This window comes from Photobacterium halotolerans DSM 18316 (assembly GCF_000425165.1).
GTDB classification, from domain to species: domain Bacteria; phylum Pseudomonadota; class Gammaproteobacteria; order Enterobacterales; family Vibrionaceae; genus Photobacterium; species Photobacterium halotolerans.
The window spans coordinates 707,706-727,028 of record NZ_KE384319.1 but is presented as its reverse complement, the minus strand read 5'-3'; the positions used below and the strand labels follow the sequence as shown (position 1 = coordinate 727,028).

The window sequence follows — 19,323 nt, the reverse complement described above, 5'->3', positions numbered from 1 at the left end:
AATAAGATCCCATAATAGGCCGCCACAAAGCAGGCCACACAATGAAGGATAGAATTATGTCTGAGACCGCGGTATTCCATCTGGGTGTTACTAAAGCTGATCTTCAGGGCGCTGAAATTGCCATTATTCCCGGAGACCCGGCACGCGTTGAAAAAATCGCCAATCTGATGGATGAGCCTGAGTTTTTAAACAGTGCCCGTGAATACACGCTGTACCGTGCAAAGCTGGATGGTAAGTCTGTTGTGGTATGTTCAACGGGTATCGGCGGCCCATCAACCTCAATTGCGGTTGAAGAGCTGGCTCAGCTGGGTGTGCGTACTTTCCTGCGTGTCGGTACGACAGGTGCGATTCAGCCGCATATCAATGTGGGTGACATGATAGTGACCACTGGCTCTGTGCGTCTGGACGGTGCCAGCCTGCACTTTGCGCCAATGGAATTCCCGGCAGTGGCTGATTTCGACGTGGCAACTGCGATGAAAGAAGCGTGCGATGCGGAAGACACAGGGGTGCACACAGGGGTGACGGCCTCCAGTGATACTTTCTATCCGGGACAGGAGCGCTACGACACTTTCTCTGGCCGTGTTGTCCGTCGTTTCCAGGGTTCGATGAAAGAATGGCAGGACATGGGTGTGCTGAATTTTGAAATGGAATCAGCTACCTTACTGACCATGTGTGCAAGCTCGGGTCTGCGTGCCGGTTGTGTGGCGGGTGTGATTATCAACCGTACTCAGAAAGAGACACCAGATCACGCGACGCTGAAAGAAACAGAAGCACGTGCAATCCGTGTGGTTGTTGACGCTGCTCGCCGTATGCTGAACAAATAATCAGTTACCAGATATAAAAAAACCGATGCCAGATGCATCGGTTTTTTTTCCGCACAAAAGTGATCACAACAGCCGGTTGGCCTGGCCGCCAGCTGCTTTGAACCAGGTATGCAGGTGTTGCTCCAGCTCACCCAGCTGTTCGGGGCCGATGATCGCCAGCCCTAAATCTTCGGCCCGTATCAGATCATGATGGCGAAGAGGGCGGAAACTCACCAGCATGGCACGTGCCTGAAGGCCGCCTAACAAATCCCGCAGGGATTCCAGCTTGTACAGGGTGTCGTCGCCATCATCCCGCATGCCTTTGGTTTTACATTCAATGATATGCAGTTTGTTATTGACGACAGTCGCCACGTCCAGCTCATTACGTACTTCCCGATCACCGATCTGGCGGTAAACCTGCACGCCCAGTGAGTGATCCTGAATGGTTGGCAGCTTACTCTGAATGGCCCGGACGGTGCTGTGAACCAGGTTTTCCAGCCATTCGCCATTAGCGAAGCGGCGGGCTTCTTCGTGTCTGAACGTCAGAATACCATTGTCATAGTGTGCCAGACCGGTTTCCTGTAAATCGTTGATCAGCAGCGCCAGTTCTTTGTATCCCTGCTGTTTGTCACTCAACCCGACATCCAGTTTCTGCTCTTTACGGCACGTTGTCGCCAGATAATTCAGAGTAGCCAGCCCGGGGCCAAGCTCCAGCGCTGAGCTTGCCCAGCGTTGCCCCAGATCCCAGAGTTGCTGATTGAGGGCTTCCGGTACGCTTGTCTCGGGCAACTCGGCACGCGCGCCGAAAATAGTCAGGTAATCGGTGAGCTGGATGCGGTCCTCAACCTGCTGCTGCTCCCGGCCGGCGGGATACAGCCAGCACATCTCATCACTGTAGGGTTCAATAACATAAATCGGCCAGTGGTAGCTTCGGAACACCTCATAGGCAGACAGCAGCCGGTGACGAAGGCCACAACTGGCATTGAACCAAACTTCACTGTTTGACTCTTTTAAACGGGTTGCCAGTTCATTGAGTCGCTGGCGAAGGGTTGTAATATTGATAGAGTCGGGAATGGTGAAGAATTCAGTCTCAATATCGCGGGGGATCAGTATCGAACTCAGGCGGTCATAGGTTTCCTGCTGCGCTTCTGTGCCGATAAAAATCATCTTTCCGGCTGGGACACCGTGGTCTAAAAGGGAAGTGATCAGTCTGACCGGGTCCTGATCGATAATGCCAACATGAGTAATCATAATTATCCTTATACCTGTCCTGCTTGATGTTGCAGCGGTGCTGGCTGCATTCATTCACTGGAACGCCAGCCCGGCCAATTACATAGTTCAGCTATGTTCATGGGTATTCACTCACTTGCCGCCTAACTGCACCATCAAGTCGTTTGGGTATTGTACTTCGGCTGATACCGGCTAAGAACAGGAAGCCAGAAATGGCCGACACCAGAAAGTGAGTAAGTATTTATTTTATATGGGTGCATGGAAAACTTATTTCAAGCACTTAAAGAAAGTATCGGATATCTCCGTCGTTTTTGTTGTGGGATTGTCAATTCGGTGCATTTTTTGTGTGAGGGAATGTTGCGGTATAAAGGCATTGCATTTGTTTCTAAGACTGTGACAATACAGCGTTTATCCAGGCTGTGAACCTGAAGCCCTTTCCCGGGGACGTATTGAACTGAGGGCGCTATGACACAAAAGCAGGCACAAAAACTGACCATTCTCGATATCGCTAAACTGGCTGGGGTGGGTAAATCAACCGTCTCCAGAGTGCTGACACAGGATCCGCGTGTGAAACCGGCGACAAGAGAGAAAGTGGAGCAGGTGATCCGGGAATCCGGCTATGTGCCATCCAAGTCAGCCCAATCGATGCGTGGTGGTAACAGCAGGGTCATTGGTATTCTGGTGTCGCGGCTGGATTCGCCGTCAGAAAATAAAGCGGTGCGCGGCATTTTGGAAGTCATCTACGCGGCTGATTATGACGCCGTGATCATGGAAAGCCAGTTCTGCGCCGATAAAACCCGCGAACACATCGCGGTCCTGGAAAAGCGCAATGTCGACGGGGTCATCGTTTTTGGTTTCTCCGGTTTTGATTGCGCTATTTTAGATAGCTTTACACAGCGTGCCGTTGTGATTGCCGTTGATACCGATTCTGTTTCATCAGTCAGTTACGACAACAAAGGCATGATCTCTCTGGCAATGGCTCAGTTCACCGGCAAGGGCCTGAAGCATATCAGCTATATTGGTGTTGATATTGCCGACCGGACCACAGGGCAGCTGCGTCTGGATGCTTATCTGGACGCTTGCGCGCAGCAGCACATTGCGCCTTGCTATCAAACCGGCGAGCTCAGTTATGACAGTGCTTACGCATTAACAGATGCTGTGTTGTCCACGCAGACCCAGGCCATTGTCTGTGCCAGTGATACCCTGGCGATGGGGGTGGCAAAAAGGCTGCAAGAGCTAAACCGGACCGATGTACTTGTATCTGGCGTCGGGGCGACAGATCTGCTGCAGTTTATGTTTCCCAACACTTTCAGTGTGGATCCCGGATATTTTGATGCGGGTCAGCGCGCGGCCGATCTGCTGTTACAGCACCTCCGCCAGAGTGCGGATGTCACCCATCTGGTGCAGCGCTCCCGTCTGCCATTCTGATTGTGTGCCTGAGAGTTCAGGCACATCTTCCCCGATTACCGTCTATTCTGAATAAAATGACACGCTTCGTGAGCTGAAACACAAAATGGGAACATTCCCATTTTCAATATTTTCTATCAGGTTCATCATTGGGCTTGTTGGTTGGGAACATTCCCACAAATGTAAAAACAATAACAATACCCTGTGTACCTTACGACTTAGACGGATATTGGCATGAGTAAAATAGATAAGCAGCAGATAGAGCAGCTGGTCGCCAGAATAGGCGGCGAGGAAAACATCGTCAGTGTCAGCCACTGCCTGACCCGGTTGCGTTTTGTATTGAAAGACCCGAAAGCGGCGAGTGTGCCCGAACTGGAAGCCATTGCTATGGTGAAGGGGTGTTTTACCAATGCCGGGCAATTTCAGGTGGTGATCGGCACTGAAGTTGACCAGGTGTACAAGCAGCTCAACGCGATGTTAGGTGATAAAGCGGTCAGCAAAGACGAGGCAAAAGTCGCCGCCCGCCAGAATATGAGCTTGCTGGAGCGCGGTATCTCTCACCTGGCCGAAATTTTTGTTCCCCTGTTACCCGCTATCATCACCGGTGGTCTGATCCTCGGTTTCAGAAATGTCATCGGCGATATTGCGATGTTTGATGGCCAGACCCTCACCCAGATCAGCCCGTTCTGGGCGCAGGTGCATGCCTTTTTATGGCTGATTGGCGAAGCGATTTTCTTCTTCCTGCCTGTGGGTGTGTGCTGGTCAACCGTGAAAAAACTGGGCGGCACACCCATTTTGGGCATAGTACTGGGGATCACCCTGGTCTCGCCGCAATTGATGAATGCTTATCTGATCGGTAAGCAAGTGCCGGAAGTGTGGGATTTCGGCTGGTTTGTGATTGAGAAAGTGGGCTATCAGGCACAGGTGATCCCTGCGATGCTGGCCGGTATTGCGTTAGCCTTTATTGAAACCAATCTCAGACGCATTATCCCGGATTATTTGTACCTGGTTATCGTTCCTTTCATTTCGCTGGTCACGGCGGTTGTCCTGGCCCATGCCCTGATAGGTCCGTTCGGACGCATGCTGGGCGACGGTGTGGCGTATGTCGCGAAAGCGGCCATGACAGGGGATTTTGCGATTCTCGGGGCCGTGTTATTTGGCTTCCTGTACGCCCCGCTGGTGATTACCGGTATTCACCACACCACCAACGCCGTGGATTTGCAGCTGATGCAGGACATGGGCGGAACACCTATCTGGCCTTTGATTGCGCTGTCTAATATTGCTCAGGCGTCTGCCGTGGTGGGCATTATCATCATCAGCAAGAAAGAAAATGAGCGTGAGATTTCCGTACCCGCCGCGATTTCAGCTTATCTGGGGGTAACAGAGCCGGCCATGTACGGGATTAACCTCAAATACAAATTTCCTATGCTGTGTGCCATGACAGGCTCAGCGCTGGCTGCGGCGATTTGCGGCGCCGCCGGTGTAATGGCCAACGGCATTGGTGTCGGCGGTCTGCCGGGCATTCTGTCTATCCAGCCTCAGTACTGGCTGATTTATCTGCTGGCAATGCTGGTGGCGATTCTGGTGCCGCTGGTGCTGACAATTGTGATGTACAAGCGTGCCGCCGCAAAAGGCAAACTCGAGCAGCAACCACAAGCCGCGTAATGGCAATCACCTTCAACGGCAGCGTTGCGGCTGCCGTTTTTTCTGTACAGGTTAAGTAACATGACGAAGACAGCTCAGCCCTGGTGGCGAACAGCGACGGTTTATCAAATCTATCCCAAAAGTTTTGCCGACAGCGGCAACAAAGGCACGGGCGATCTTAAAGGTATTACGCAACGCCTGGATTACCTTCAGACCCTGGGGGTGGATGCAATCTGGCTGACTCCTGTCTATGCCTCACCCATGGTGGATAATGGTTACGATATTTCCGACTACTACAGTATCAATCCGGATTTCGGCACCATGGAAGATTTCGACCGTCTGCTCGATGCCGCCCGCCAGCGGGGAATCCGCATCATTATGGACATAGTGGTCAATCATACCTCGACTGAGCATGCCTGGTTTCAGCAGGCACTGGCGGATAAGCACAGCCCGTACCGCGATTACTATATCTGGCACGATGCCGTGGATGGCGGCGAACCGAATAACTGGCAGTCGAAATTTGGCGGCAATGCCTGGCAGTGGCATGAACCGACCCAGCAGTATTACCTGCACCTGTTTGCCAAAGAGCAGGCCGACCTGAACTGGGAAAACCCGCAAGTACGCGAGGAAGTGAAACAGGTTATCCGCTTCTGGGCCGAAAAAGGGGTGGACGGTTTCCGTCTGGACGTCATCAATCTGATCTCCAAACAGCAGGATTTTCCGAACGACCCCACTGGCGACGGCCGGCGTTTTTATACCGATGGGCCGAAAGTGCATCAGTATCTTCAGGAAATCAGCGCCGATGTGTTTCAGCAGTACGGCGCTGTCACTGTGGGAGAAATGTCCTCGACCACCCTGGAGCATTGCCAGCAGTATTCAGCCAGGGACGGCAAAGAGCTGTCTATGGTGTTTAACTTTCACCACCTGAAAGTCGACTACCCGAATGGCGAGAAGTGGCAACTGGCGTCGATGGATTTTCTGGCACTGAAACAGCTGTTCAGCCACTGGCAGCAGGGTTTGCATGATAAAGGCTGGGGCGCTTTGTTCTGGTGTAACCATGATCAGCCAAGGGTGGTGAGCCGGTTCGGCGATGACGGGGTATACCGTGAACTGTCAGCCAAAATGCTCGCCACGTCACTGCATATGATGCAGGGCACCCCTTATGTGTATCAGGGTGAGGAGCTGGGCATGACCAATCCCGGGTTTTCGGATATCGCTCAGTATCGTGATGTGGAAAGCATCAATATGTACCGGATTCTGACTCAGGAGCAGGGGATCAGCGAGCGAGATGCGCTGGCGATTCTGGCCGAGCGCTCACGGGACAATTCCCGCACCCCGATGCAGTGGGATAGCCGTCCTCATGCCGGCTTTACCCAAGGGACACCCTGGATTGACGTTGCCGCGAACTTCCCGGCTATCAATGCGGAGCAGGCGGTGGCCGATCCAGATTCCGTGTTCCACTATTACCGTCAGCTGATTGCATTGCGTAAGAAAATCGGCGTGATAGCAGACGGCGATTACACGGATTTATTACCGGACGATCAGGCTCTGCATGTGTATCGCAGGCAGTGCGATGGCCAGGTACTGATCTGCCTCAATAACTACAGTGCCGACAGAGTAGCGTTTGATTTGAGCTGTTTGTCTGATTTGTCTGTCAGCCGGGGGGAGACCTTGCTGGCGAACTATAACGATGAGCAAGCCGGTGAGATCAGCCTGACCGGAAGGCTGCGGCCTTTTGAAAGCCGGATCTGGTTATTTACCTGAATCCGGCAGTCACCATAAAGCAATGGCCTCACTGGGAACAGGAGGCCATTTTTCATTGTATTGCTACACCAGCGCCTCAGGCGGTGGTGCTTGTTACACCTGCGGCAACTGAGAAATCAGCAGCCAGATGGCCAGCACGATGAAGATGCAACCCATGAACTTATTCTGGTTAGCCCGGAAGGTCGGGTTATTCAGTAATGGCCGCCCAAGGGTGCCCGCCAGCACGACCAGCAGCAGATTAAACGTCAGCCCCATGATGTTCAGCAGCAAACCCAGCGCCAGCATCTGCTCACCTGAGCTGGCTTCAATCTGGCCGGAGACAAACTGAGGCAGAAACAGCACAAAGAAAATCAAGGCTTTCGGGTTAAGCAGATTGCTGACGACAGCGCGGCGATACAGCGCCCGGGCCAGCCCATGTTGCCTGCCAACGGTGGGAGAGTCAGCCGGCGTGCTGCGCAGGCAGTCCCAGCCCATCTTTAACAGGTACGCACCGCCCAGAAAACGCAGTGCCTCCAGTGCCAGGGGATTCATGGCGATGAGCGCAGAGACCCCCATCGCAGCCAGTACGGTCAGTACCAGTCCGGACGTGGCATTGCCCAGGCTGGCAAACAGGCCGACGCGTTTGCCATAACTCAGGCTGGAGCTGGCGATAAGCAGCATATCCGGACCGGGTACCAGCAACAGGGCAACCACCGCGGTGAGGTATAAGGGCAGTGTAGTGAAATCAATCATTGTCTGTGAATGTGAATCAGGAAAGTAAGAAGGGCGGGATTCTATACCATCTCAGGTCTAAATGAAGAAAATTTACGCCTGAGATGGTGTGATTGACTGATTTTTTATCAGTGGAATGCCAGATTATCTGGTTTTCTGTGCTGGCACAGTGTCGCTGGTCTGCTGCGTTCTGGCGGCCAGTTTATTGGCCAGTGAATACAACTCCGGCATCATGCGCTGGATCAGAAACAACTGCTGCAGGATCAGGCGTACTGACTGATCATCCCCTTCCCGCCAGGTTGCCAGTGCCTGCTCTAGGCTGCTGTCCGATTCCGGCGGCGGCGCACATTGCTTGTCGGCCAGTTGCTGGGCCAGCGTATCGAGCTGAATATGGATCTGGCTGTGAGCCTGTGCAATTAACTTGTGCGTTTTGTGCTCATCGATCTGTGTGCGGTGCGCACCTAAGGTCGAGATGTAGTTCAGCATCGCATGATTGAGCGTAAGAAAACGAAAGCACTCTTCGATAGCCAGCCGGTAACGGCCCGGCTCTGCCAGCATATTGCTGATGGCGGTACTGAGCTGAGCGTCGGTATTGTGGGCTTCGCGGCGGGCAATGCGGTAGCTCAGGCTGTCCTTTTTGCCGATCCGGTATTGCCCGATGATCTGTGCCAGATAATCGCGGTTGGTGGTGACCGCAGCCGCCATGATTTTATGTAAGCGGCGCGATTGCCAGTCCGGCAGAATAAAGACCACAGCCAGTACGGCCAGCAGACAGCCCAGCAAGGTATCACCCAAACGGGGCAGCACTACTGCAAAACCGGCCCCTAGCTGATTAAAACAAAACAGCACCAGCAGCGTGATAAACCCTGTCGCCAGGGTGTATTTGTGGTTACGGAGCACGAAAAAGGCCACCCCCGCCAGTACCATTAAGACCAGCTGGCCTTCCTGACCGGGAAACAGATACAGCAGCGGCAGACCGACGAGCAGGCCACCGAGCGTGCCGATGATCCTCTGCGTCAGTTTCTGGCGTGTGGCGCTGAAATTGGGCTGGCAGACAAACAGTGTGGTAAGCAGAATCCAGTATCCGTGCTGTAAGTCCAGTACATGAATCACGCCATAGCCAATAGTCAAAGCCGTGGCGATACGTACCGCATGGCGGAACAGCTGGCTGTCGGTGTGCAGCTGGCTTTTCACCCGTTGCCATAAACCGGAGAAGGTATGGGCTTCTGAATCGGCCAGTTCAGTATCTTCCTGCGCTTCAGCCACGTCGGGATTATTCAGGTTGGCGAGCTGACGTTCAATGGTCGCGAGGTTGTTGAACAGATAGTCGAGCTGAGTCAGGAAAGCACGCCACTCGGGATTCTTCTGTGATTTAAGAAAGCTGAGGGATTCTTTCAGCTCGTCCAGCGCCAGACTGTTATCCAGGCTGTGCCGGTAATAATTGCCCATTGCCAGGCTGCTACTGATATTGCGGCATGCCGTTGCCTGCTGCTGCATCAGATCCTGAAAACGGAACAAAATGTCACTGCGACGAAATGCCGCTGCCAGGTCCTGATAGCGCTGGTGAGAGGAGCTGATACGCTCATGAATATCCTGCGCATGGAAATACAGGCTGAGAAAGCGATGGCCTCGCTGGTTGTGCTGCACCCGTTTAACCCGGTTCAGCAGTGTCTGCTTGGCCTGATTGAGTGCCGACACCACTCTGGCATTGCTGGCTGCAGCCTGAATACGCAGTTGCTGTGGGTCAAGGTTGTCGACCGGGCGGAACCAGCGGCTTTTATCATCCAGATAATCGGCCAGGGCAGTAAAGACACTGGCCAGACTGTGTTGCACTGCCTGATTCGGCCAAAGCATCTGCCACAATAGCGACAGCAAGCCATAGCCAATGGCACCGCTCAGCAGCAAGGCGGGCTGAAACCATAAATTCTGGCTGCTCTCGGCACCCAGCATGGTATAGATAGCCAGCAGCAGGGAGGCAAAGGCGATGCTGGCATACCGGGTACCCATAGCGCCCAGCATCATGAAGCCAAAGCTGGATGAGAACAGCCCGATGGCAAAAAGTACCGGGTAATCGAACAGTAGCTCAACCGATAGCGAGGCTATCAGGAAACACAGCAAGGTCATTGCCAGTGCTTTCAGCCTGCCTGTCAGGTTGTCATCGGTTTCCGCCAGTGCTGCTGCAATGATCCCCAGCACCAGTGGGGTGACAGCCGTGGTGGCATTCAGATACCAGCAGGGTACGACAGCGCCTATCAAAGCTAATGCGACGCGGGCACTGAGGTGAAGGCGGTCTTTTGCCCAGTAACGTCGGAAAGTGGTCTGCAGAGAAAATTTTGTCATCGGGTATCCGGTCGGTGCTGATCATAAACAGGGTTGTTCATTGAAGCAGCGGGCATTTTTGTCTCAAATTTTACGTAAATAAAGCGCTTACCGCTATGGTCTGTGCGCAGTTCTTGATAATCTTCTCGCTGAGTGAATCAAGGTGTCAGGTAACACAATGCGATTAACGGCCAATTGGCTCGCACAATGGTTAGTGCAGGGCGATTATTGCAGTATCGAGCTGGATGAAGAACAGGTTGTTCTGGAAAGCCTGCAAAACAGTGAAGTCCTGTCATTTGATGACTGGGACGGTTCAGTGACGCTGCACCGCGGGGTATTGTGGGGCGCGATGGAACTGACCTCGGCAGATCAGACGGCAAGCTGGACTGTGCATGGCTTGCCCTGGCAGGAGTGTCAGGCTTTCGCCGGCCATCTGGTTGATACTTACCGCCAGTGGGCCAAAGGGCGGGTCGAAAAGCTCGATGCACACCTGCCACAGATGCTGTCCCGCATCGACGCTTTTATCACCCAGCCTGGCTATAAACGCCGCTCGGATCACCTGAACCTGCAATCTTCCCTGCATAACGCCTTATCAGAGACCGGCCTGACAGATGAGCTGGCCGCTTCTTTCCGTCCCATGGCGTTTGAGCAGATATCCCCCTGGCTCAATGACAACGCGCAATGGGTGACAGACACCAATGCCGCCTGGATGCAGGAAGAAACCGAGAAGTGGTCGTCCTGGTTCGACCGGATTGAATCGTCACCGCTCAATGATTCTCAGCGGCAGGCGGTGCTGCTGAATCAGGATCATAACCTGATACTGGCCGGGGCCGGCTCAGGCAAAACCAGTGTGCTGGTGGCCCGGGCCGGTTATCTGCTGACGAGCCAGCAAGCCCAGCCGGACGATATTCTGATGTTAGCCTTTGGCCGTAAAGCGGCGGAAGAAATGAGCGAGCGCCTGAAAGACAAAGTCGGCCGGGAGATCCGGGTTGCGACCTTCCACAGCCTGGGCTGTCAGATTATTCAGGCCGTTGAAGGTGAATTACCGGGCGTATCGCCGTTAGTGCAGGATGAGCATGCCCGCAATGAGTGGTTATCAGCCCTGCTCAAAGATCAGTGGCAAAACGACACCGCGGCCAAGCGCTGGCAGAAACACCTGACCCAGTGGCGTATACCGGGTTTTCGTGGCGACAATTCCATCGAAGAACAAGCCCGCAGCGAACCCTTGCTGAACTGGGTGTGGCGTCATATTGAACTGATGGGCCAGCAGGGCGGCAACAAAGCCGTATTGTCAGCCCTGGTCGACAGTGCCATGGGCAGTGGTGATAAAGCTCAGATGAAAAGTGAGCTGGCTCTGCTGTGGCCGTGTTACAAGGTATACAGCCAGCACCTGAAAGCCAATCGCCAGATTGATTTTAATACCATGATTCAGACCGCCACTGAGTATGTCAGACAAGGCAAATTCATTCCGCAGTGGCGTTTTGTCATGGTCGATGAATATCAGGATATTTCGCCACACCGGCTGGCGCTGATCGATGCCATTTGCCAGACACCGGGGACGGATAACTTAACACCCAGTTTGTATGCCGTTGGTGATGACTGGCAGGCGATATACCGCTTTGCCGGCGCCGATGTCAATCTGACCACAGGGTTTGAGCAGCGTTTTGGCGCCAGTCATGTCATGGAGCTCGACACTACCTATCGTTTCAACAACATGATTGGTGAAGTTGCCAATATGTTTATTCAGCAAAATCCGCAGCAACTGAAAAAGTCGCTGGCCAGTGTGAAAAAGCAGAAGCGAAAAGCGGTGACATTACTGGCGCAGGATCTGCTGGAGCAGGAGCTGGTACAGCTCGCCTCTAAAGTGAAAAAAGAAGCCAGCGTGCTGCTGCTGGGACGTAATCATGATCAGCGACCCGAAAAGCTGGCCGACTGGCAGAACCAGTGGCCTCAGCTTAATCTGCAGTTCATGACCTGCCATGCCAGCAAGGGCCGCGAAGCCGATTTTGTGTTTGTGCTCAATGTGAACCGCGGCGTGTTCCCGGCTCAGGATCGGGACAGGGGGCTGCTGGCCTGTCTGCAGTCAGGCGGTAACGAAGGCATTGCCGATGCGGAAGAGCGCCGTCTGTTTTATGTCGCGATGACAAGGGCGAAAGAGCATGTCTGGATCTGCGCCAACCCGGAAACTCTCTCACCGTTTGTGAATGAACTGATTGAAGACAGGTATCAGGTCAATAATAAGATCAAAAAAATGAAGCGCTGATAGCGGCTCTTCACTCGTATTTTAATCCAGTACCACCACCAGTTTACCGCTGTGCTGCTGCCTGTGCAGCAGCGCCAGCCCTTCCTTCAATTGCTCAAAAGCGAACAGCTTATCTATCATGGGATCCAGTTTTCCTTCGGCGATCAGGTTGCTCATACTGTTCCCCATATCAGACAGATGATGGATATCCTCAGGCGCACCGTGAGCATAGGTGCCATGCAGCGCCACTTCATGCATGCTGAGTGCTTTTGTCGTCGCCAGTAAGGGAACCTGATTGAATTGATCAGCCACCATCACTATCTGGCCGTTGAAGCGGATTAGCGCACTCATGATGCTGCCTGAACGGGCAGAAACACAGTCAATGACGGCATGCAGCAGCTTATCTTCGGTTAATTCAATGATTTTCATGGCGACATTGTCATGATCCGAATCAATCACAGCATCGACGCCATAACTGAGTAATCGGGCGTGATGTCTTTGAGCGGCAATGGCATAGACAGTGGCCCCGGCCAGTTTGGCTAACTGGGCCGCAAAACCGCCCACACCCCCGCCAGCGCCTGTGATAGCGACTCGCTGTCCCGGCTTGAGCCTGAGTTTATCGTACACAGCCAGCCAGGCACTGTAACCGGCAGAAGGTAAAGCCGCCGCCTGTTCAACACTGACTCTTTCAGGCAGCCGGCTGACGGCGCCCGTTTTGCAGCAGACATACTCAGCAAAGCCTCCGCAATGACGCGGGTCGAGAAAGGTAAACACTCTGTCCCCCGGCTTAAACTGCCGCACTTTCACCCCGACAGATTCAACGGTGCCTGCTATGTCCATACCCACAATTTGCGGATAATGCCAGGTGGCGTATCCCCAGTCGGCCAGCTTGTAATCAATCGGGTTAAGACCCATCGCGGCCACTTTGATACAGATTTCTTCCGCACCGGGTTTGGGACGCGTGGTACGTGTCAGCTGCAGGCTGTCCAGTCCGTTGGGTTCAGTCAGAGTCCATGCTTTCATAAGCCACCATGAGGGTAACAGGTTGTTTTTGGTATTGATTTAAAGCATATACCTAAATTCCGGGCTTTGCTGGCGGGAAAAGCGGGAAGTGGGTGGGGAGTCTAACGAAAGAGCCCCGGCAATGCGGGACTCCTGATGCTGAAGAATAACGTCTTGAGTACTGAGTATCGCACCCTGTTGTCAGCACTCAGATCCAAAGGCTTTTAAGCCAGGCGCTCGGCCAGGTAAGCTTCATAGTCCGGAATTTCTATTGACACCGCTTCTTCCATCATGGTGGACGCTATCATGAAATTGGCACTGGCACGGTTGGTGGCAACCGGGATATTCCAGACCGCAGCAATGCGAAGCAGGGCTTTCACGTCCGGATCATGGGGCACGGCATTGAGCGGATCCCAGAAGAAAATCATCATGTCGATTTTGCCTTCGCAAATCAGCGCACCCAACTGCTGATCGCCTCCCATAGGGCCGCTCAGTAAACAATTGATCGGCAGGCCGGTTTGTTTGGAAAGCAGATGCCCGGTAGTGCCTGTGGCATACAGGGTATGATTTTCCAGCTTACTTTTGTGCTCATTGACCCAGCGCTGTAAGTGGCTTTTACAGTTATCGTGAGCCACGAGGGCAATGTGTTTCTGGGCTTGCATCTGTCGGGTAGTGGCGTGCATGTGTTACTCCGTTAAGTCGGCATAATCTCCGTATAACCAGATACTAAGCTTGCTGTTATTAGCTTGTCCAGTGAATATCCCATGTAAGAATAATACGCAGAAAAACTTACTCGTTATGGTGAGTGATCAGCTGATCGAATCGCTCGTGACCATGCAGCGTTTCAAAATCATTTTCTTCTTTCGCCAGTTCACGCAGGAAAGCACTGCCCTGAATGGCCCGCTCAAGATCAGACACGGCCTGATCTTCCGCCCCCAGACAAGCGTACGCACAGGCGCGCTGGTAAAGGGCATTGGCATTGGTGTTATCCACTTCCAGCACCCGGTTACAGATACTCAGTGCCCAATGGAATTCACGGATTTCCATCGCCGCATCCGCTTTGTGAGTCAGCGCTTCCAGATCGCCCGGCCGCAGTTTGAGGATCTCATCGTACACTTCCATTTGCTGCTCGGCGGTTTGCGAGCTTTGTGCCCGAAGCCAGAGATTATGCACTTCATTGATAATCTCGATCTCTTTGTTGTTCTGCGCGATGATCCGGGTTTTACGTTTCAGATCCCGCTCCAGCATCTGGAATTTCTTCTCGTACTGATCCGTGATTTCCTTTAATTGCTGTTCGGCCATTTTCTTGGTATTGACCTTGATCTCTTTCAGCGATTGCCAGCCCACCAGCGCGATGAGCGAGGCTGCACCGGCGATCAGATAGAAAAAATAGGTGACTGTCACATTGGCATAATTGAGCGACTTGTCGGCCACGGCCAGTTCGCGGTCGGTAAAAGAGAGGGTTAAGCGACGCTCCAGATCCTGCTGATCCTGACGCAGCGATTTCATTTCATCAAGAATATACCTTTCCATTAAAGGCTTATCTAACACTGGCTGCTCCGAGTAGGGGGGCGCTTCTTCTGTGTCCTGCGCTATGGCTGGCATAGCGAAAAGCAGACAGAATACAGCGGCATACAGCAGTTTCAGCATAATGTTTTCCTTGTTAACGGGAACGTACGTGAAAGTTGTAACAAGCATAACCGATTGAGTTCGTTATCTCTATGTAACGGGCGAAAACCTTGGGGTCGATGCCATTGACGGCCTATTCTGCATGTTCAGCGGCCAGCTTTGATTGAAAGCAGGAATGATGCGTCGGCAAGGGAAGCAAAGTGGTATACTCACAGCATTCTCAGTAATAACAGGTCGAGCACCGTGAGTCAGGATCAGGAAATAGAAGAAATAGAAGTTGAAGCACTCGGGATAGAAGTTTCTGTTCAGCCCATTGAGTTATATAAAGTGCTGAAAATTGCCAATGCCGTCGGAGGCGGTGGCGAGGCCAAAATGGCGATCTCTGAAGGTTATGTCGCCGTGAATGGCGAAATTGAACTGCGTAAACGCTGTAAGATTTATGACGGCGACGTCATAGAGTTTAACGGTGAGTTTTATGTTGTGCTCTGTGATCAGCCAGTGACAGAAGCGGTCAGTGAGCCTGTTGCCAAACCTGCAGCCGCGAAACCGAAAAAAGAACAGCAGACGAGCCATCGCTCGGCTAAACCGGGCAAAAAGCCGTCAGCTAAAAATCAGTCGGCGAACAAAGCCGCTAAGAAGAAGGCCAATACTGGCAAGTCTGCAACGATTGGCAAAGATGCCGATCAACAGACAGGCCGCAAACGTCTGATGTTCTGAATAATGCCGACTGCAGTGATTGTTATCTCTTGCAGAGCAAACCTGAGAGTTGCTGTCAGCCGCGCGCCGGTCCGGCGCTTTCAAGCCACGTCATAATAAACGCCGCCACACTGGCAGGCTGGTTTAAATCCAGCACAGGGATCGGGTGAGTGTCGCCCGGTTCGCTGGTGGCTATCGCCACTATGTTGGTATCTTTGCGATACAGCAGCGGCTTGCCGTAATCCGGCCTGTGAATCTCAATTTTGGTGATCGGCTGGTCGCGAAACCCTTCTACCAGCACGATATCCAAACAGCTGTGATCCAGCTGCGCCAGACAATCTTCCAGCGCCGGCTCACGATCTTCATCGTCCGGGTATTCAAAAAACAGAATGTGCCGATGCGGCGTTGCCAGCAAGAGCTGATCGCTGCCGGCATGGCGCAGACGATAACTGTCTTTTCCCGGGGTATCCGGCTCAACATCATGATGACTGTGTTTCAGCAGACCAACACGCAATCCGTGTTGTTTTAAATACGGGATAACCTGCTCAATTAATGTGGTTTTTCCCGAGCCGCTGAAACCGGCGAAACCGATGACGGGTGTCATAGTAAGTCTTTGGCCTGTTAATGGAAGATTGGCACTAAAATAACATGATAGTCAGTATCGACACAGTACCTTGCCCGGGACCCTGGTGTTTTGCTGTGTCAGATCAAACCGGAGACTGAGATGGCAGATTTATTGGTATGGCAGGGTGACATAACCACCTTGAATGTGGATGTGATAGTCAATGCCGCGAACAACAGCTTATTGGGCGGTGGCGGTGTCGATGGTGCCATTCACAAAGCGGCGGGCCCGCAGTTGCTGGAAGAGTGCCGGCGCTTGCACGGCTGCCCGACGGGGGAAGCCAAAATCACCCCCGGATACCAGTTACCGGCCCGCTGGGTGATTCACACTGTGGGGCCGGTATGGCAGGACGGTGCGCATCACGAGGCCGAATTACTGGCCAGTTGTTACCGGCACTGCCTGGCGCTGGCGGATGAAGTGGGCGCCAGAACGATGGCTTTTCCCTGCATCAGTACCGGGATATACGGTTTCCCGACACAGCAGGCGGCCGCTATTGCCGTGCAGACAGTCCGTCAGTCTCTGGAAGGACAAAGCACGCCGGACAAAGTGTACTTTGTCTGTTTCAGCCAGGAGGATGCCGACATTTATCACAGCTTGCTGCGGTCTGACTAAGTGTATCAATCCTGCGTCAAGCAGATGAAATAGCGGGTAAAGTCTTATCCCGGGTCTACAGTTAATGAGAAGGTAGCCAGTGACGCAGTGTCGCTGCTCTCAGGGTATGAGAGCTGTCTGCGGCTATGCTGTGCGTACTGAGAGATGTCCGGCTCAGCTTACCGGCAGTCTGGATTTGCCGGTAAGGAAGGAACCAGAATGGCTGAACCGTGGACGATATAAGCATCAGGGAGAGTGCAATGTGGGCAACATTAGATTTTGAAGCGTCAGGTTTATCGGATCAATCCTACCCCATAGAAGTGGGTTATGTCCTTCCTGACGGCAGTGGGCAAAGTATCCTGATCAATCCGCTGACCGCCGGCGATGTCTGGCAGTTTTGGGACAGCTACGCCGAGCAACGTATTCACCGGATCCCCCGCTCTGAACTGGAACAGCATGGTATGCAGGTGCTGGAAGTCTGCCAGCATTTGAACAGCGTACTGGGGCCGCTGGATTATGTGTTTTGTGACAGCCAGTGGGACTTGTTCTGGCTGGGACGGCTTTATCATGCTGCCCATATGCGGCCCTCCTTCACACTGACAGAAATCGGCCACTGGCTGCAGCAGGAGAACGGCATAGAAAGAGCCCGTTTTCAGCGTGCGCTGGAAGAGCTCGGCCCGGCAAGGCACAGAGCCATGCATGATGCCAGACAGATTTATCAGGCCATCAGCAGTCTGGTGAACATTCCGGGCTGATGCCAGGCGCTGGAGCAACTGAACAACACAGCGTACAATCAATACAGGCTATTGAATTTCAGTCTGTTGGGAGTGCGTTGTGCCAACACCTACCTTAAGAGTGGCGGTATTTAATATCGCCCTGTCTGATCCCGTCCCCGGCCGGATACGGCAGAAGCTGTCGGCGCCGGGCCACGCCAGAATTGCCCGGCTGGCAGCCATGATTCAGCATGTGCAGCCCGATGTGCTGCTATTGTGCGAGTTTGATCACCCCGGCGAGGGAGGCGATGACGGCGGCCTGACTGACTTTTGCCGCTATTACCTGGCCGAGCCGCAATATGGTCAGGTTGCCATTGATTACCCTTACCGTTATTGCCCCCCCACGAATACCGGCTTGCTGTGCGAGGCAGATCTGGACGGAGACGGCGAGCGAACCCTGCCGCAGGATGGCCAGGGCTACGGCTTTCATCATGGTCATTTCAGCTTCGTGGTGCTGTCGCGTTATCCGCTGATTGAAGAGGAGATCCGCAGCTGGCAAACCCTGCTGTGGCAGCAGATGCCGGACAACCATATGCCGGAAGGCTATTACAGCCCGGAAGCGATGGCACAGCTCAGGCTCTCTTCGAAAAATCATCTTTTACTGCCGGTACAGGTCGGACACCAGCGATTCCAGCTGCTTTGCGCCCACCCGACGCCGCCTGTGTTTGACGGACCTGAACGCCGTAATGCCCGCCGTAACCATGATGAGCTGCGCCTTTTGACGGATATCATCAATGACGAAGCGTATCTGACGGATGATCAGGGCAATCCGGGCGGTCTGGCCAAAGACGCGCCTTTTGTGTTGCTGGGGGATCTCAACGCCGATTTGCATGACGGCGAAGGCATGGTGCTGGCACTGCGGCACCTGTTGTATCACCCTCGGGTTCACCGGGTTGTCAGTGAAGGCAAACTGACCCCGAAAAGCCTTGGCGGGCGGTTTTTCCGGCCATGGAAATTGCGCCGGGGCAGAAGTTCGGAGTGGACACACCTGAGTGGCCTGCGGCTCGATTATGTTCTGCCTTCTGCTGATTTCGATGTCCTCAACAGCGGCGTGTTCTGGCCGGATAAAAAAGATCCGCTGCGCAGACTGGTCACAGGTGAAGACGGCAAAGAGCGGGCCGATATCAGCTCTGATCACCGGCTGGTATGGGTCGACGTGCGTCTGCCTGCGGTGAAGGGCGAGTACAGCTGATGCACAATCTCGACTTATTCGGTGAAGCGAGCGGGCAGGGTGAGTGGATTGCTATTGATGACGGTTTGCTGTTCTGGGCGCCTGCTTTTTTTACCGTTTCCGACTCAGACCGTTATTTCAGCGAGCTGCGCCAGTCGCTCGACTGGCAGCAGGAAGCCATCACACTGTATGGCCGCCGGGTGATGCAGCCGCGTTTGCAGGCCTGGTGCGGTGAGGCATCCTATACCTACTCAGGGCTGACCATGCAGCCGGCCCCGTGGACGCCAGCCTTACAGCAGATCAAGGCCGCCTGCGAGCAAGTGGCCAATACGCGTTTTAATTCAGTGCTGGCCAATCTGTATCGTAACGGGCAGGACAGCATGGGCTGGCATCAGGATAACGAGCCCGAACTCGGCCCGGAGCCGGTGATTGCCTCGGTGACATTGGGCGATACCCGGCGCTTTTTGCTGAAACATCGCCGCACCGGGCAGAAAATTGATTTTCAGCTCAGCCACGGCTCTTTGCTCATCATGGCGGGACAGACCCAGTCGCACTGGGCGCACAGCGTGCCAAAGACCACTCAGCCTCATAGTGAACGGATTAACCTGACTTATCGGTGGATTAATACGTAACTGCTCAGCACCGCAGAGTTAAAAATGCTGATATTCCACTGACTTAAATGACAACAGGCTGACGTGAACAGCGACGCCTTTGCTATG

At 53.5% G+C, this 19,323-nt stretch carries 17 protein-coding genes; 10 read left to right on the top strand and 7 right to left on the bottom strand.

The annotated features are described in order from the left end of the window. The first annotated feature begins 56 nt into the window (after positions 1-56). On the top strand, positions 57-824 hold the full coding sequence (udp, locus tag H511_RS0112655; RefSeq protein ID WP_027252621.1) for a uridine phosphorylase: 768 nt from the start codon (positions 57-59) through the stop codon (positions 822-824). A 63-nt stretch (positions 825-887) separates the two neighbouring features. Here the strand turns inward: udp and H511_RS0112650 are convergent, their stop codons facing one another. Continuing rightward, complete coding sequence (locus tag H511_RS0112650) at positions 888-2,054, bottom strand: Card1-like endonuclease domain-containing protein (protein ID WP_027252620.1); 1,167 nt, start codon at positions 2,052-2,054, stop codon at positions 888-890. A 444-nt stretch (positions 2,055-2,498) separates the two neighbouring features. On the opposite strand from H511_RS0112650, the gene treR reads away from it, so the two are divergent. The 3 genes from treR to treC all read left to right on the top strand — a co-directional run bounded on the left by treR (position 2,499) and on the right by treC (position 6,848). Then, positions 2,499-3,461 carry a trehalose operon repressor TreR gene (gene treR / locus H511_RS0112645; RefSeq protein WP_027252619.1) on the top strand — a complete coding sequence of 321 codons (963 nt, stop codon included), beginning with the start codon at positions 2,499-2,501 and terminating at the stop codon, positions 3,459-3,461. Positions 3,462-3,674: 213 nt separating this feature from the next. After that, the gene (gene treB / locus H511_RS0112640; protein WP_027252618.1) at positions 3,675-5,105 is read left to right on the top strand and encodes a PTS trehalose transporter subunit IIBC; all 1,431 of its coding nucleotides are present in this window, start codon (positions 3,675-3,677) and stop codon (positions 5,103-5,105) included. Between the two features lie 60 nt (positions 5,106-5,165). After that, positions 5,166-6,848, top strand: coding sequence for an alpha,alpha-phosphotrehalase (treC, locus tag H511_RS0112635; RefSeq protein ID WP_027252617.1), 1,683 nt, complete (start codon positions 5,166-5,168; stop codon positions 6,846-6,848). Between the two features lie 93 nt (positions 6,849-6,941). On the opposite strand, the gene H511_RS0112630 is transcribed toward treC, so the two are convergent. After that, positions 6,942-7,580: a LysE family translocator gene (locus H511_RS0112630; protein ID WP_027252616.1), complete on the bottom strand. Its 639-nt coding sequence runs from the start codon at positions 7,578-7,580 to the stop codon at positions 6,942-6,944. Positions 7,581-7,703: 123 nt separating this feature from the next. After that, complete coding sequence (yccS, locus tag H511_RS0112625) at positions 7,704-9,899, bottom strand: YccS family putative transporter (RefSeq protein WP_027252615.1); 2,196 nt, start codon at positions 9,897-9,899, stop codon at positions 7,704-7,706. A gap of 157 nt (positions 9,900-10,056) precedes the next feature. Between yccS and helD the strand changes: the two genes are divergently transcribed. After that, positions 10,057-12,141 carry a DNA helicase IV gene (gene helD, locus H511_RS0112620; protein ID WP_027252614.1) on the top strand — a complete coding sequence of 695 codons (2,085 nt, stop codon included), beginning with the start codon at positions 10,057-10,059 and terminating at the stop codon, positions 12,139-12,141. A 21-nt stretch (positions 12,142-12,162) separates the two neighbouring features. Here helD and H511_RS0112615 read toward each other — a convergent pair whose 3' ends face one another. From H511_RS0112615 to H511_RS0112605, 3 genes are all read right to left on the bottom strand, one after another. Beyond that, the gene (locus H511_RS0112615) at positions 12,163-13,143 is read right to left on the bottom strand and encodes an alcohol dehydrogenase catalytic domain-containing protein (RefSeq protein ID WP_027252613.1); all 981 of its coding nucleotides are present in this window, start codon (positions 13,141-13,143) and stop codon (positions 12,163-12,165) included. A gap of 203 nt (positions 13,144-13,346) precedes the next feature. Continuing rightward, positions 13,347-13,805 carry a methylglyoxal synthase gene (locus H511_RS0112610; RefSeq protein WP_027252612.1) on the bottom strand — a complete coding sequence of 153 codons (459 nt, stop codon included), beginning with the start codon at positions 13,803-13,805 and terminating at the stop codon, positions 13,347-13,349. 106 nt (positions 13,806-13,911) lie between these two features. After that, a complete protein-coding gene (locus H511_RS0112605) occupies positions 13,912-14,772 on the bottom strand; it encodes a TPR end-of-group domain-containing protein (RefSeq protein WP_027252611.1) in 861 nt (286 codons plus the stop codon). Positions 14,773-14,994: 222 nt separating this feature from the next. Here H511_RS0112605 and H511_RS0112600 point away from each other — a divergent pair, with 222 nt between their 5' ends. Then, the gene (locus H511_RS0112600) at positions 14,995-15,468 is read left to right on the top strand and encodes an RNA-binding S4 domain-containing protein (RefSeq protein ID WP_027252610.1); all 474 of its coding nucleotides are present in this window, start codon (positions 14,995-14,997) and stop codon (positions 15,466-15,468) included. 55 nt (positions 15,469-15,523) lie between these two features. On the opposite strand, the gene mobB is transcribed toward H511_RS0112600, so the two are convergent. Continuing rightward, complete coding sequence (gene mobB / locus H511_RS0112595; RefSeq protein ID WP_027252609.1) at positions 15,524-16,051, bottom strand: molybdopterin-guanine dinucleotide biosynthesis protein B; 528 nt, start codon at positions 16,049-16,051, stop codon at positions 15,524-15,526. Between the two features lie 120 nt (positions 16,052-16,171). Here mobB and H511_RS0112590 point away from each other — a divergent pair, with 120 nt between their 5' ends. The 4 genes from H511_RS0112590 (at position 16,172) to H511_RS0112575 (ending at position 19,236) form a co-directional block, all read left to right on the top strand. Next, complete coding sequence (locus tag H511_RS0112590; RefSeq protein WP_027252608.1) at positions 16,172-16,681, top strand: O-acetyl-ADP-ribose deacetylase; 510 nt, start codon at positions 16,172-16,174, stop codon at positions 16,679-16,681. A 239-nt stretch (positions 16,682-16,920) separates the two neighbouring features. After that, positions 16,921-17,415: a 3'-5' exonuclease family protein gene (locus H511_RS0112585; protein ID WP_027252607.1), complete on the top strand. Its 495-nt coding sequence runs from the start codon at positions 16,921-16,923 to the stop codon at positions 17,413-17,415. Positions 17,416-17,494: 79 nt separating this feature from the next. Continuing rightward, entirely contained in the window at positions 17,495-18,625 is a 1,131-nt protein-coding gene (locus H511_RS0112580) for an endonuclease/exonuclease/phosphatase family protein (protein ID WP_027252606.1), read from the top strand. Next, on the top strand, positions 18,625-19,236 hold the full coding sequence (locus tag H511_RS0112575; RefSeq protein ID WP_027252605.1) for an alpha-ketoglutarate-dependent dioxygenase AlkB family protein: 612 nt from the start codon (positions 18,625-18,627) through the stop codon (positions 19,234-19,236). Before H511_RS0112580 ends, H511_RS0112575 begins: the two co-directional genes overlap by 1 nt. The last annotated feature ends 87 nt before the right edge of the window (positions 19,237-19,323 follow it).